At 62.0% G+C, this 13,523-nt stretch carries 11 protein-coding genes; 6 read left to right on the top strand and 5 right to left on the bottom strand.

Annotated features, from left to right (window positions below; genetic code table 11):
* Positions 1–356 precede the first annotated feature (356 nt).
* From X728_RS156985 to X728_RS157005, 5 genes are read left to right on the top strand one after another with little or no spacing between them, the layout of a single operon-like run.
* Positions 357–545 carry a hypothetical protein gene (locus tag X728_RS156985; RefSeq protein ID WP_023682045.1) on the top strand — a complete coding sequence of 63 codons (189 nt, stop codon included), beginning with the start codon at positions 357–359 and terminating at the stop codon, positions 543–545.
* Positions 545–1,726, top strand: a complete 1,182-nt coding sequence (locus X728_RS156990; RefSeq protein ID WP_023821509.1) for an acyltransferase — start codon at positions 545–547, stop codon at positions 1,724–1,726. The genes X728_RS156985 and X728_RS156990 overlap by 1 nt, the downstream gene beginning before the upstream one ends.
* Positions 1,723–2,835, top strand: a complete 1,113-nt coding sequence (locus tag X728_RS156995) for a glycosyltransferase (RefSeq protein WP_023669498.1) — start codon at positions 1,723–1,725, stop codon at positions 2,833–2,835. Before X728_RS156990 ends, X728_RS156995 begins: the two co-directional genes overlap by 4 nt.
* Complete coding sequence (locus X728_RS157000) at positions 2,832–3,878, top strand: glycosyltransferase (RefSeq protein WP_023738159.1); 1,047 nt, start codon at positions 2,832–2,834, stop codon at positions 3,876–3,878. The genes X728_RS156995 and X728_RS157000 overlap by 4 nt, the downstream gene beginning before the upstream one ends.
* Complete coding sequence (locus tag X728_RS157005; RefSeq protein ID WP_027049321.1) at positions 3,878–5,674, top strand: ABC transporter ATP-binding protein; 1,797 nt, start codon at positions 3,878–3,880, stop codon at positions 5,672–5,674. The genes X728_RS157000 and X728_RS157005 overlap by 1 nt, the downstream gene beginning before the upstream one ends.
* Positions 5,675–5,797: 123 nt before the next feature.
* On the opposite strand, the gene X728_RS157010 is transcribed toward X728_RS157005, so the two are convergent.
* The 5 genes from X728_RS157010 to X728_RS157030 are packed head-to-tail and all read right to left on the bottom strand — an operon-like array spanning position 5,798 to position 11,037.
* On the bottom strand, positions 5,798–6,628 hold the full coding sequence (locus X728_RS157010; RefSeq protein ID WP_023682050.1) for a dipeptide ABC transporter ATP-binding protein: 831 nt from the start codon (positions 6,626–6,628) through the stop codon (positions 5,798–5,800).
* Entirely contained in the window at positions 6,628–7,473 is an 846-nt protein-coding gene (locus tag X728_RS157015; RefSeq protein WP_023682051.1) for an ABC transporter ATP-binding protein, read from the bottom strand. The genes X728_RS157010 and X728_RS157015 overlap by 1 nt, the downstream gene beginning before the upstream one ends.
* Positions 7,473–8,357: an ABC transporter permease subunit gene (locus X728_RS157020; RefSeq protein WP_050485757.1), complete on the bottom strand. Its 885-nt coding sequence runs from the start codon at positions 8,355–8,357 to the stop codon at positions 7,473–7,475. Before X728_RS157020 ends, X728_RS157015 begins: the two co-directional genes overlap by 1 nt.
* Positions 8,358–8,383: 26 nt before the next feature.
* On the bottom strand, positions 8,384–9,391 hold the full coding sequence (locus X728_RS157025; RefSeq protein ID WP_023669492.1) for an ABC transporter permease subunit: 1,008 nt from the start codon (positions 9,389–9,391) through the stop codon (positions 8,384–8,386).
* 47 nt (positions 9,392–9,438) lie between these two features.
* Positions 9,439–11,037, bottom strand: coding sequence for an ABC transporter substrate-binding protein (locus tag X728_RS157030; RefSeq protein WP_023831162.1), 1,599 nt, complete (start codon positions 11,035–11,037; stop codon positions 9,439–9,441).
* A gap of 476 nt (positions 11,038–11,513) precedes the next feature.
* Between X728_RS157030 and X728_RS157035 the strand changes: the two genes are divergently transcribed.
* Positions 11,514–13,505, top strand: a complete 1,992-nt coding sequence (locus X728_RS157035; RefSeq protein ID WP_023831161.1) for a long-chain fatty acid--CoA ligase — start codon at positions 11,514–11,516, stop codon at positions 13,503–13,505.
* Positions 13,506–13,523 lie beyond the last annotated feature (18 nt).

Here is a 13,523-nt window from a genome sequence, read left to right as displayed (position 1 = left end):
TTGACCATCGACTATGCTGCATCGCGCAAGATCGACAGCCTAGAGAACCCGACAATACAAGCATAATTTATAAGATACAAAACCACTATCTTAGAATAATCTTCGTCAATTTTGACCTATATCAGACACTCCGGATTATAGTTGTGTAATTAAATCGTGCCTTTTCTGACATGGTACTACTGCTCATGCAGCATTGCGGACGTGAAAAACCCTCAGCGACGCAACGCACTCGCAAATCATGCCCATTTTTAGCACTAACTCACACAAATATTACAGCTCGATAGATATTTTGTGTTGCACTGCACCATTGCCAGGTTGCACCATTTCTTGGGGGATTTGGTACTGGGAAGTGCGCCGTGGAGGATTCCGCCAAGTTGATCAGCTTGAATTTTTCGCTGGCCAGCACCGATTTCGAGGCTGCCCCGCGCACAAGGCGCGGGTTTGATGTTGTCGGCGCACTCTCGACGCTGGCAGGCCTCGACCTGAGGCCCGGAATGCAGGGCCGCTGGCTTCATCGGAGATTTCAGACCGGCGGAAATGGCTGATGGCGGTCGCGCGTGACAATCAGTTGGACGCTCTGCGCGCCATCGCTGTCACGATGGTTCTCTATTCCCATTTCCTTGCACCCAACGGGTCCTCCTTTTGGGGCCACATCGGGGTGCGGCTTTTTTTTGTGCTGAGCGGCTTCCTGATCACACGACTGCTGCTCGAAGCGCGCGCCGCGGCCGAATTCAAAGCCGGCCCTGCATTGAGTTCCTTCTACATCAGGCGCGCGCTGCGCATATTCCCGCCCTATTTCGCCGTGCTTGGGTTCGTCTGGCTGACCGATCTGGAGCAGTCCAGTGGATCGCTCGTCTGGCATGCGCTTTACCTGTCGAATTTTTGGTACGCGCTGCGCAACGAATGGACGCCCTGGCTACTCTGCCATTTCTGGAGCCTGAGCATCGAGGAGCAGTTCTATATCGCCTGGCCGCTGGTCGTGCTTCTCGCACCCCGCCGGCGGGTGGAAGCGATCACTATCGGCGTCATCCTGTTGTCGCTGGCCTATCGCTTCTGCTGGCCGATCACCGCCACCCCGGCGCTAGCGCGCGACCTGCTGCCGCCAGCATCGATGGACGCGCTGGCGTTTGGTGCTTTGCTTGCCTGCCGGCGGACCAGAGGCGCCGGCCTGCCGCAATGGATGCGGCTAGGCTGGCCAGCCCTTGCGGCTGTCTTCCTGGCGATTGAGTGGCTTATCCCTGCGCCGGCCGATCCTATGCTGGAATGGGCCCGCTGGGCGTTACTGCAGATCCTGCCCCTAGTGCCGCTGGTGGCCGTTGTCGCCGCCTGTTCAGCCGGCCTTGGCGGCGTCCTCGGCAGGGTTTTCGAACTGCCACCGCTGCTGTCACTGGGCCGCATCAGCTACGGCGTCTATCTTTACCATCCGATCCTTCTTTCGCTCGCCGTCAAGTCACAGCCCTGGATCCCGCTCAATGTCTCGGAGCAGGGGCCAGGGCGTTTCCTGGTCGCGAGCGCCGCCACGATCGCCGTCGCTTCGATCTCGTGGACGGCTTTCGAAAAGCCGCTCAACGGCCTCAAGCGCCGCTTCCCCTATGTAGCGCGCCGCCGCTCCCAGGCACGCTCTGGCGATGCCGGCTGGCTCGGCAGGGCGGCGGACGCCTATCCCGGCGGATCCCCCGATGGCCGCGCCGCACTCGAACTCCGGCGAACGGATGCGCAGAGATGACCACTGCGCCGCTCGTCTCCGTCCTGCTGCCGGTCTACAATGCCGGGCCTTATCTCACCGCTGCGCTGGAGAGCATTCTGCGGCAAGACTACGATCGCCTGGAGGTCATCGCTATCGATGACGGATCGACTGACAACTCGCTCGAGATTCTCGAACGATACCGCCGGGCAGACAATCGCGTTTCTGTCATCTCGCGTGAGAACCGCGGCCTCGTCGCCACCCTCAATGAAGGGCTACGACTGGCCCAGGGCGAGCTTGTTGCGCGAATGGATGCGGACGATGTCGCCTATCCCCGGCGCCTCTCGCGCCAGGTCGCACTGTTCGAGCGGCGGCCCGATCTCGGCTTCTGCGGCGCCTGCGTCGATACCTTGCTTCACGGCCGTATCGCCAAAGGCAGGCTAGACCCGGTGTTCCGGCTCGGCCGGCTCGACATATTGTCGATGTTCTTTACGATATTCTTACATCCGACGGTGATCTACAACAGGAATGTCATTGGGAACAACGATCTCTATTACGATCCTAAATATAGACATGCCGAGGATTTTGATCTCTTCAGACGGCTTGCCGGCCGTTTCCCGGCGACCATATTGCCCGATAGCCTGCTCGTCTATCGCATCCATGCGGGAAGCGTGACCATGCGGCATGCCAAGGAAATGCGCAGGACGCATTTGCGGATCGTGGCCGAAAATCTCGAGCGTGAGGGGCTTGCGGAAACCACAGCGGATCTGCGGGACATCGGCGAGGCCGTCTCTTTCGACACGGTTTCGCGCGCAGCCGATTTCATCCGTGCGCTCGAAGAGCGGATTTCCGAGCTGCCGACCGACACACGGCCAAGCTTCGAGGCAGGCGCGCTGAACCTGTTCTATTTCCTCTACCAGCTCGTCGGCGACGAAGGAGAACCGCCGCTGACCCACGAATTGCTCACGCGGACGGCGAGATGGAATTTCATCCGGCGCCGCGAACAATATGCGCTGCGTCCCGGCGTCTGGGCGCCTTGGCTCAGCCTGCTCTCGATAAGGGCCGGAAAGCGGGCGGACGCGGTGGCCTACTTCTTCAAAACCACGCCGGCCGAAGCGGTGCTTGCGCGTTATCAGCGGGGACTGGTATGACCGACAGGCCCCACCCGCTCCTGCGCGATCACCAGTTTGCGAGTGCGCCTGTCCCGACATCTCCCCGATCGGAGCGGCCGTCGCTCGAGGTCAGTTTCATCGTCTGCACGCGCGACCGCGCCGCTGTGCTGGAGGCTTGCATAGCCTCGATCCAGGCCGCATGCCGGGTGCACGCCACCTTCGCGGCAGAGTTGGTGGTGGTCGATAATGGTTCACGGGACGGCACGTCAAAGCGGCTGGCCGCTATCGCCGAAACTTCCGACATCCCAGTCACAGCCGTCTCGGAGACTCGCCCCGGACTAGCCGCTGCCCGCAATGCCGGATTGGCGCGAGCGCGAGGCCGCGTGCTGGTCTTCGTCGACGACGACTGCAAGCTCGACCGCGACTATCTCCGCGACCTGGAGCGGCACTACCGGAGTGGCGAGAAGTGGCTGATCCGCGGCGGCCGGGTCGAGCTCGGTGATGCCCGGGACCTGCCCTTCACCATAAAGCTCCGCGAGGCAAGCGAGCGGCTGACCCCGGCGGTCCACCCCGGCGGCTTCGTGCTCGGCTGCAACATGACCATGCACCGCGACGTCGCGGCCCGCATCGGCTCGTTCGACGAACGCTTCGGCGCTGGCGGCCCGCTACGCTCGGCTGAAGATACTGATTATCTCGTGCGGGCGATGCTGCTCGGCATGCCGGTCGAGTACGTGCCCGACATGACGGTCTTGCATCATCACGGCCGGCGAGACCGCAAGTCGATCGACAGGCTGCACCGCGACTATAGCCTCGGTAATGGTGCGCTGTGCCTGAAACATGTCCGCCACGCCCCTTGGCTGCTTCGCCATGTCTATTGGTCCGCGCGGGCCGCGTTCAGGGAACTGGCGGGCCGTCCTCGCTTTGACCGCGACCTCGATCTGTCGCACTGGCCTATTGTCGTTATGAATCTGGCAGGTGCCGCCAGATTTGCGCTGCTCGTCATGATGGGATGGCCAAAACGGCTGCCGCTGCGCCACGACCGACAAGCCAGCGAAGCCAATGCGGAGGCCAGAGCGCGATAATGTCACTGATTCCGTCAGCCCTGCCAATGCTGCGCCGCGCGCTTGGTGGCAGGCTGTTGCGGCTCGTTCCCGTCGTGGTGGGGCTCGGGCTTGCGGGCGCCGCGCTGGAAGGCCTCGGCATCGGTCTCATCATTCCGCTGCTTGGCATCATTATGGGACGTGGCGAAACATCAGGCATGGCCGGTTTCTCCGCCCTCCTCCAGCAGGTTGGAGCGGACCTCGGCGAGCGCCAGCGGCTGATCGCCATTTCGGCCGCGATCCTCGGTTCGATCGTACTGAAAAATGTCTTTGCCTTCGCCAACACTCTGCTGACCAGCTACATCTACGGCAAGGCAGGTTATTCGATCCGTAGCGCACTGTCGGAGCAGTTGCTCAGGGTCGGCTACCCCTTTTTCCTGCAGCAAAGCCCCGGGCGGCTGCTCAACATCATCTCCAACGAATCCTGGCGAGCATCCGACGCTATCCAGGCCCTGCTCGGCGCGATCGTCAGTGCCTCGGCCGCCGTCATCCTGCTCGCCTTCCTCCTGCTCCTCTCTTGGCAGATGACGCTGCTGGTGACTCTAGGGCTGGCGCTTGTCCAGCTGGCGCACGGGGTTTTGTCGTCCAATCTGAAGGCGCCGAGCCGCAGCGTCGTCTCGCGCAACAGCGCACTGGCGTCGCAGATGCTGCATCTGGTGCATGCCGGGCGCCTGATTCGCATCTTCGGGCAGGAGAACCGTGAAAAGGCGGTCTTCGCCAAAGCGTCCGACGGGGTGCGGCGGGCGGCTTTCGTGCTTTCAATCCGCCAGGGCGTCTTGCCGCCACTGACCGAAGTATTGCACGCGATGCTGTTCCTGGCGGTGGTGATCGGAGCCTGGCTGGCGAATGTAAGCTTCCCGCTGACCGTCGCCTTCCTCATCCTGCTCTACCGACTGCAGCCGCATATGCGGGCCTTGCAGATGTCCTGGAGTCAGTTGCAAGGCATGAGCGGCTCGCTGGAGGAGGTACAATGGCTGCTCGATCCTTCCGACAAGCCCGAGGCGCCGCAGGGCAGCCTGCCGTTCGACGGCTTGCGCCAAGGGATCAGCTTCGATGATGTGAGCTTCGCCTATTCCGGTCCCCTGTCAGGCCCCGACGCGCGCGAGGCGGTGCTGCATAAGGCGGTGTTCGACATCCGCAGCGGCCGCTCGACGGCGCTGATCGGCCGCTCGGGCGCCGGCAAGACGACGATCGTCAATCTCCTGTGCCGCTTCGTCAAACCCGACAGCGGCAGGATCCTCGTCGATGGGGCACCGCTCGATGAAGTGGACCCAAGCCAGTGGCGGCGGAACATTGCCCTGGCCAGTCAGGAGCTGGAACTGGTCGATGGCACCATTTTTGAAAACATTATCTACGGCTACGACACGGCGTCGGCCAGCGACGCCATGCGCGCCGCAAGGCTGGCCGAGGCACATCAATTCATCGAGCACCTGCCGCAGGGCTACGCGACACTGGTCGGATACCGGGGCATCAACCTGTCAGCCGGACAAAGGCAAAGGATCGCCCTGGCGCGGGCGCTGGTGCGCGATCCCGATATTCTCATCCTCGACGAAGCCACCAGTGCGGTGGATGGGTTGTCAGAAGCCGCTATTGTCGAGACGCTGAAATCGCGGGCCGGCCGCCGCACCACCATTGTCATCAGTCATCATTACAGCACCATATCGTTCTGCGACGACGTGGTGATCTTGAGCCGCGGTCGGGTGAAAAAACAGGCCCCCTTCGCAACCTTGGCAATGCTCAGCATGGACGAGCTTTACCAGCACGGAGCGGGTGAGTGATGGGGGGCACCCCGACCTGCGACGCGGCTTGCGCCCGGCAGCTCGCAGATTGCGATCAATCCTGCCGGCAAACCACCGCCGCGACGCATTTCCGATTGTTCAAAAACAATTCTCGGTGGGAGGTCAGGCGGCCTTCTTCTTCGCCAGCCGCGCCTTGATCGAGGCGACGTCGGCGCGCGGCGTCGCGGCGAACAGCGTCCTGGTGTAGTTGTGCTTGGGGTCGGCGAAGACCTCCTCGCGCGAGCCGTATTCGACGGCTTCGCCGAAATACATCACCATCACGTCGTCGGCGATGTAGCGCACGACAGACAGATCGTGGCTGATGAAGACATAGGTCAGCTGGAACTCGTCCTGCAGGTCGGCGAGCAGGTTGAGCACCTGCGCCTGCACCGAAAGGTCGAGCGCGGAGACCGGTTCGTCAAGCACCAGCAGGCTCGGGTTCAGCATCAGCGCGCGGGCAATGGCGATGCGCTGGCGCTGGCCGCCCGAGAACATGTGAGGGTAGCGATTGTAGTGCTCGGTGCCGAGGCCGACCTTCTTCAGCATCCTCATGGCAAGGTCACGCCGCTCTTCGGCCGGCTTGTCGGTGTTGATGAGCAGCGGCTCGCCCAGCACGTCGCCGATCTTCTGGCGCGGATTGAGCGATCCGTAAGGGTTCTGGAAGACGATCTGCACCTTGCGGCGCATCTCCCTGGTCAGGCCGTTCCTTGCGATGTCGACCTTGTTGCCGTCGATGAACAGCTCGCCCGACGTTGCCGGATCGATCAGCGTGATGATGCGCGCCAGCGTGGACTTGCCGCAGCCCGATTCACCGACGATGGCCAGCGTCTTGCCCTTGTCGACGCTGAACGAAACGCCCTTGACCGCATGCACGGTGCGCGCGCCGCGAAACAGGCCGCCGCCGACGTGATAGTCGCGCACGATGTCCTTGCCTTCGACGACCTTGATGCTCATCAGACGCCCCCGGCAGCCGGTTCGAACAGCATGTCCGAGACGGTCGGCAGCCGGTCGCCGACGGCATTTTCCGGCAGCGCCGACAACAGCGCGCGGGTGTAATTGCTCTTCGGCGATTCAAACAGCGACAGCACGTCGGCCTCTTCCATCTTGCGGCCCTTGTACTGGACGATGACGCGGTCGGCCGTCTCGGCGACCACGCCCATATTGTGGGTGATCATGATCAGGCCCATGCCGTATTTGACCTGCAGCGACACGAGCAGGTCGAGGATCTGCTTCTGGATGGTGACGTCGAGCGCGGTGGTCGGCTCGTCGGCGATCAGAAGCTTGGGATTGCAGGCGATGGCGATGGCGATCATCACGCGCTGGCACTGGCCGCCCGACATCTGGTGCGGAAACGAGTTCAGCCGTTCGGCCGGCTCGGCAATGCCGACCTGCGTCAGCAATTCGATGGCGCGCTCGCGACGCTGGGCCTTGTCCATGCCCATATGGAAGCGCAGCACCTCCTCGATCTGAAAGCCGACGGTGAAGCACGGATTGAGACTGGCCATCGGCTCCTGGAAGATCATCGACATGTCCTTGCCGACGATCTTGCGCCGGTCGGCCGGGCTCATCTTCAGGAGATCGCGGCCGTTGAAGCTCATCTCGTCGGCAGTGACCGTCGCCGTCCACGGCAACAGCCCCATCACAGCCAGCATCGACACCGACTTGCCGGAGCCGGATTCGCCGACGATGGCCAGCACTTCACGTTCGTTCACATGGAGCGAGACGCCATCGACCGCGCGGAACGGGCCGGATGCGGTCTGGAACTCGACGACGAGATTGCGGATGTCGAGCAGCGCCATTACGACCTCCTCAGCTTCGGATCGAGCGCATCGCGCAGACCGTCGCCGATCAGGTTGATGGCAAGCACGGTGATGAGGATGGCCAGACCGGGGAAGGTCACCACCCACCAGGCGCGCAGGATGAATTCACGCGCCGAGGCGAGCATGGTTCCCCATTCCGGTGTCGGCGGCTGGGCGCCAAGGCCGAGAAAGCCGAGAGCGGCCGCCTCCAGGATGGCGTTGGAGAAGGACAGCGTGCCCTGGACGATCAGCGGCGCCAGGCAGTTGGGCAGGATGGTGCGCAGCATAAGCCTTATATGGCCGGCGCCGGCGACCTTGGCGGCGACCACATATTCGCGGCTCTTTTCGGCCATGACGGCAGCGCGCACCAGACGGGCAAAGTGGGGTTGCAGGACAAGCGCGATGGCCAGCATGGCGTTGAACAGGCCGGGGCCGAGGATGGTGACCAGAACCAGCGCCAAGAGCAGCGACGGGAAGGACAGGATCAGATCCATGACCCGCATGATCGCCACGTCGACCCAGCCCCGGAAATAGCCAGCCAAAAGGCCGAGCGTGATGCCGCCGACAAGCGCCAGCGTGACCACGACGGCGCCGATGAGCAGCGAGAAACGCGCGCCATAGAGCAGGCGCGAGAGCATGTCGCGGCCGACCGCGTCGGTGCCAAGCAGATATTCCATGCTGCCGCCTGCCTGCCAGGCCGGCGGACGCAAGAAAGCGGTCTTGTCCTGGATGTCGGGCGCATAGGGCGCGAGCAGCGGTGCAAAGAGCGCGGCCAGCACCAAAAGGATGAAGACGAACAGGCCGATGACGGCGCCGCGGTTTACCGAGAAATAGTGCCAGAAAGTCCTGAAGCCGGTCAGTCGGTCAGGGTTGCCGGCGGCCATCGGGGCGATTTCGGTCGACTGGCTCATCACGCCGCCCTGATGCGCGGGTTGATGACGGCATAAAGCACGTCGACGATCAGGTTCACCGCCATGACGATAAGGGCGATCAGCAGCAAGCCTGACTGCACGACGACATAGTCGCGCTTGGATATGGATTCGACCATCCACTTGCCGATGCCCGGCCAGGCGAAGATGGTTTCTGTGAGAATGGCGCCGGCGAGCAGGGTACTGACCTGCAGGCCGATGGTGGTGACCACCGGGATCAGCGCATTGCGCAGCGCATGCACGCCGATGACGCGGGACGACGACAGGCCCTTGGCGCGGGCGGTCCGCACATAGTCTTCGCCCAGCACTTCGAGCATGGCCGAGCGCGTCTGGCGCGCGATCACCGCCAGCGGGATGGTGCCGAGCACAATTGTCGGCAGCACCAGGTGGCTCAATGCCGAGCGGAAAGCATCCCATTTGCCGTAGAGCAGGCTGTCGAGGGTCAGGAAGCCGGTGATCGGCTTGATAAAGAACTGAAGGCCGATGCGGCCTGAAACCGGGGTCCAGCCGAGATAGCCGGAGAAAAAGATGATCAGCAGCAGACCCCACCAGAAAATCGGCATGGAATAGCCGACAAGGGCGGTGCCCATCAGCCCCTGGTCGAACCAGGAGCCGCGTTTGACCGCAGCAATGATGCCGGCCGGGATGGCCAGCACCATGGCGAAGATCATGGCGAAGACTGAGAGCTCGATGGTTGCCGGGAAGAGCGTCATGAAATCTTCGATGACCGGCCGCTTGGACGAAATCGACACGCCGAAATTGCCGGTCGCGGCATCGCGGACATAATGCGCGTATTGCTGCCAGATCGGCAAATTGTAGCCGAACTGTTCCTTCAGTTCCGCGTAACGCTCGGGCGACACGCCATGCTCGCCGGCCATGGCAAGAATGGGATCGCCGGGCAGCAGCCTGACAAAAGCGAAGGCGCAGATGGTGATGCCGATCAGCGTCGGCAGCACCAACACGATTTTGTTTAGGAGATATCGGAGCATCTTGAAAAGCGGGCGGCGCCTGATTGCGCGCCGCCCGCCTAACAGTTCTATTCGGCCTTGTCGACGCCGTCGAAGCGATGAATGCCGAGCGGGTCCATCATGAAGCCGCTGACATTCTTGCGCACGACTGCGTAGACCTGGCTGTGTGCCATGAGGAAGGCCGGAGCCTGCTTCTGGAAGACAACCTGCGCCTCTTCATAGAGCTTGGTGCGTTCGGCCTGGTCGCTGGTCTTCTTGGCCTTCTGGATCAGATCCTCGAAGTCCTTGTCGCACCAACTGGAGTAGTTCGACACGCCGATGGCCGAGCAGGCGAACAGCGTAGCGAAGAAATTGTCCGGATCGCCATTGTCACCGGTCCAGCCGATCTGGAAGGCGCCCGGACGCTCCTTCTTCTTGCCTTCTTCGCGGTACTTCGTCCACTCGTAGCTGACGATCTCCGCCTTGACGCCGACCTTGGCCCAGTCAGCCTGGATCAGTTCGGCGGCGCGCTGGAAGTTCGGGTTGTAGGGACGGACGCGGTCGGAGGCCCAAAGCTGGATCTCCTTCAATCCGGCATCGGCCAGCACCTTCTTGGCGGCTTCCGGATCATAGGCGTCGGACTTCACGTCCTTGTTCCACGACCACATGGTCGGCGGGATCAGGTTTACGGCCGGCGTGGCGCCGGCGTCCTGGAACAGCGACTTGATGAGCGATTCCCGATCGATCGCCTGGTTGAGCGCATGGCGCACTTCAGGCTTGTCGAGCGGCGGGATGGTGGTGTTGTAGCTCATATAGCCGATGTTGAGGCCAGCCTGATCCATCAGGGTCACGTCGGCGTTGGCCTTGATCGTGCCGATGTCGGCAGGATTCGGATAGGGCGCGATATCGCATTCGCCGGCGAGCACCTTCTGGATGCGGGCGGTGGCGTCAGGCGTGATCGCGAAGACGAGATCGTCGATCTTTTCCTTGCCCTTGAAGTAGTCCGGGTTGGCCGCATAGCGGATGACCGAATCCAGCTGGTAGTCGACGAACTGGAACGGACCTGTACCGACCGGCTTGGTCGAGAAGTCGGCCATCTTGCCGTCTTTTTCCAGCTGGTCGGCATATTCCTTCGACACGATCGAGGCGAAGTCCATGCCGAGATTGGCCAGCATCGGCGCGTTCGGCTCGTTCAGCGTCAGCTTCACGGTCAGGTCATCGACCTTTTCCCACTTGGCGACGTATTTCGGCATGTCCATGCCGGTGTAGTAGTCCCAGGTCAGGTTTGGCAGGTACTTCTCGCCGTTCCAGGGGTTTTCCTTGTTGAACTGGCGATCGAACGAAAAGACGACGTCGTCGGCATTGAAATCACGCGTCGGCTTGAAGAAATCCGTCGTCTGGAACTTCACGCCCGGATGCAGGTGGAAAGTATAGACCAGGCCGTCGTCCGAAATCTCCCATTTGTCGGCGAGACCGGGCACAACTTCGGTGCCGCCATGCTTGAACTCGACCAGGCGCGAATAGACGGTGCGCGACGAGGCGTCGAAGTCGTTGCCGCCCGTCGTGGTACCCGGGTCGAAGTTGGCCGGCGAGGCCTCCGAGCAATAGACCAGCGTCTTGGCATTGGCCACACCGCCGAGGACGCTTGCAGCCAGCAACGCGGCTGCAAAAGTCAGTTTCTTTTTCATTGAGCACTCCCTGATGTTCTTCCAAGCCCCTCTATAGGCTCGCGAAGCGCGCATATAAGCACCGTTTTTCCGGCTTTGGAACACCCTGTTTGCCTACCCCACCGTAAGCAGAAAATATTTCTCGGTCTTTGACGAACTGCAGAAACAAATAGCAAAATCTGCTAATCACGGGATTGTTAACGACCGCATTTTTTCATTGATCGCAGCAATCGTAAGCCAAAAATCCACAAGCCTGGGTTTCGCCACCGAGATGACAGGACGGCATTGCCTGAGCTGGCATCGCGGGAAGGATTTCGACGGCAAATCTTTGCCGTCCTGCCGCTGGGGCAAGACTTGCACGGCCGCCGATAGTCGCAATAGATAGATGACACGCTGGATTTTCCGGAAATCCGCGACATCGCTGCAGCGGAGGACGCCTCACCACATCGAGGCGGCGCAGCAGGAGCAGGCAACAGAACGACCGAGGGAGGCTAGAGGTGGCGAAAGCAACAAAGACAACGGCCCCGGCGAAAGCAAAAGCGGCGAAAGCTTCAAAACCGGCCGCCGCTGCCGCCAAGTCGAAAGCGCCACCGGCCAAGGCCACTCCCGCTGTCAAGCCAACGGCAACCTCGACGCCGGCGAAGGCAAGCGCCAAGCCGGCGGCGAAACCTGCGGTCAAGCGCACGGCGAAGACAGCACCCGCTGCAAAGCCCGCCCAGCCGCCAACCGCCAAGACAGCGGCGGCGAAGCCGGCCTCGAAGCCATCGCCGGGCGCGGCCAAAAAACTGCCGAATACGCTGACGGCGCTTGCCGCGGGCTTGCCGGAAAAGCCATGGCTAAAAAGCTATTCGAAAGTCGTGCCGGCGGAGATCGGCGCCCTGCCCTACAGTTCGATCGGCGACTTCCTCGTCGGCGCCTGCAAGCAGTTTTCCGGCCAGCCGGCATACGTCTGCATGGGCAAGTCGATCTCCTATGCCGAACTCGAGCGGCAATCGGCCGCCTTCGGCGCTTATCTGCAATCGAAGGGCCTGCAGAAAGGCGCACGCGTGGCGCTGATGATGCCGAATGTGCTGCAATATCCGGTGGCGATGATGGCCGTGCTTCGCGCCGGCTATGTCGTGGTGAACATCAATCCGCTCTACACGCCGCGCGAGCTCGAACATCAGCTCAAGGATTCCGGCGCGCAGGCGATCGTCATTCTGGAGAATTTCGCCAGCACCCTGGACGCGGTGATTGCCAGGACGGCGGTCAAGCATGTGGTGGTCGCGGCGATGGGCGACATGCTCGGCGCCCTCAAGGGCACGATCGTCAACCTCGTCGTGCGCCGGGTGAAGAAGATGGTGCCGGCCTGGTCGCTGCCCGGCCATGTCAAATTCAATGCGGCGGTGAAAGCCGGCGCCGGCATCGCCTTCAAACCGGCCAAGATGGAGGCCGGCGACGTCGCCTTCCTGCAATATACCGGCGGAACCACGGGGATTTCCAAAGGTGCTGTGCTGCTGCACTCCAATGTGCTGTCCAATGTCGCGCAGAACACGCTGTGGCTGCAGGACGCCTATGCGATCAAGCCGAAACCGGCGCATCTCAACTTCATCTGCGCACTGCCGCTCTACCATATCTTCGCGCTGACGGTGAACGCGCTGATGGGCATGCAGCAGGGCGCCCAGAACGTGCTCGTTCCCAACCCGCGCGACATTCCCGGCTTCGTCAAGGAGCTGCAGAAATACCCGATGCACATTTTCCCCGGCCTCAACACGCTGTTCAACGCGCTGCTCAACAACGAGGATTTCCGCAAGCTCGACTTCAAGCCGCTGATCATGACGCTGGGTGGTGGCATGGCGGTGCAGAAGGGGGTTGCCGAGCGCTGGAAGGCGCTGACCGGCAATTCGATCACCGAGGGCTACGGGCTGTCGGAGACCTCGCCGGTGGCCACCGCCAACAAGTTCAGCGACAGCAATTTCACCGGCACGATCGGCCTGCCGCTGCCGTCGACCGAGATCGTCATCCGCGACGATGACGGCAACAACCTGCCGCTCGGCGAGGTCGGCGAGATCTGCATTCGCGGGCCGCAGGTCATGGCCGGTTACTGGAACCGGCCGGACGAGACCGCCAAGGTGATGACCAAGGACGGGTTTTTCAAATCCGGCGACATGGGCTTCATGGACGAGCGCGGCTACACCAAGATCGTCGACCGCAAGAAGGACATGATCCTGGTCTCCGGCTTCAACGTCTATCCCAACGAACTCGAGGAAGTCGTCGCCCAGCATCCGGGCGTGCTCGAAGTGGCGGCGATCGGCGTGCCGGACGAGCATTCGGGCGAAGTGCCGAAGCTGTTCATCGTCAAGAAAGATCCGGCGCTGACCGCTGAGGCAATCACCGCCTATTGCCGCGAAAACCTGACCGGCTACAAGCGGCCTAAATACATCGAGTTCAGGACCGAGCTGCCGAAGACTCCGGTGGGCAAGATCTTGCGCCGGGCGCTGCGGGAATAAATTTGAACGGCGAGCCTG

This window comes from Mesorhizobium sp. L103C119B0 (assembly GCF_000502235.1).
Taxonomy (GTDB): Bacteria; Pseudomonadota; Alphaproteobacteria; order Rhizobiales; family Rhizobiaceae; genus Mesorhizobium.
The sequence above is the reverse complement of the archived record's forward strand: the minus strand, read 5'-3'. Positions and strand labels throughout refer to the sequence as shown.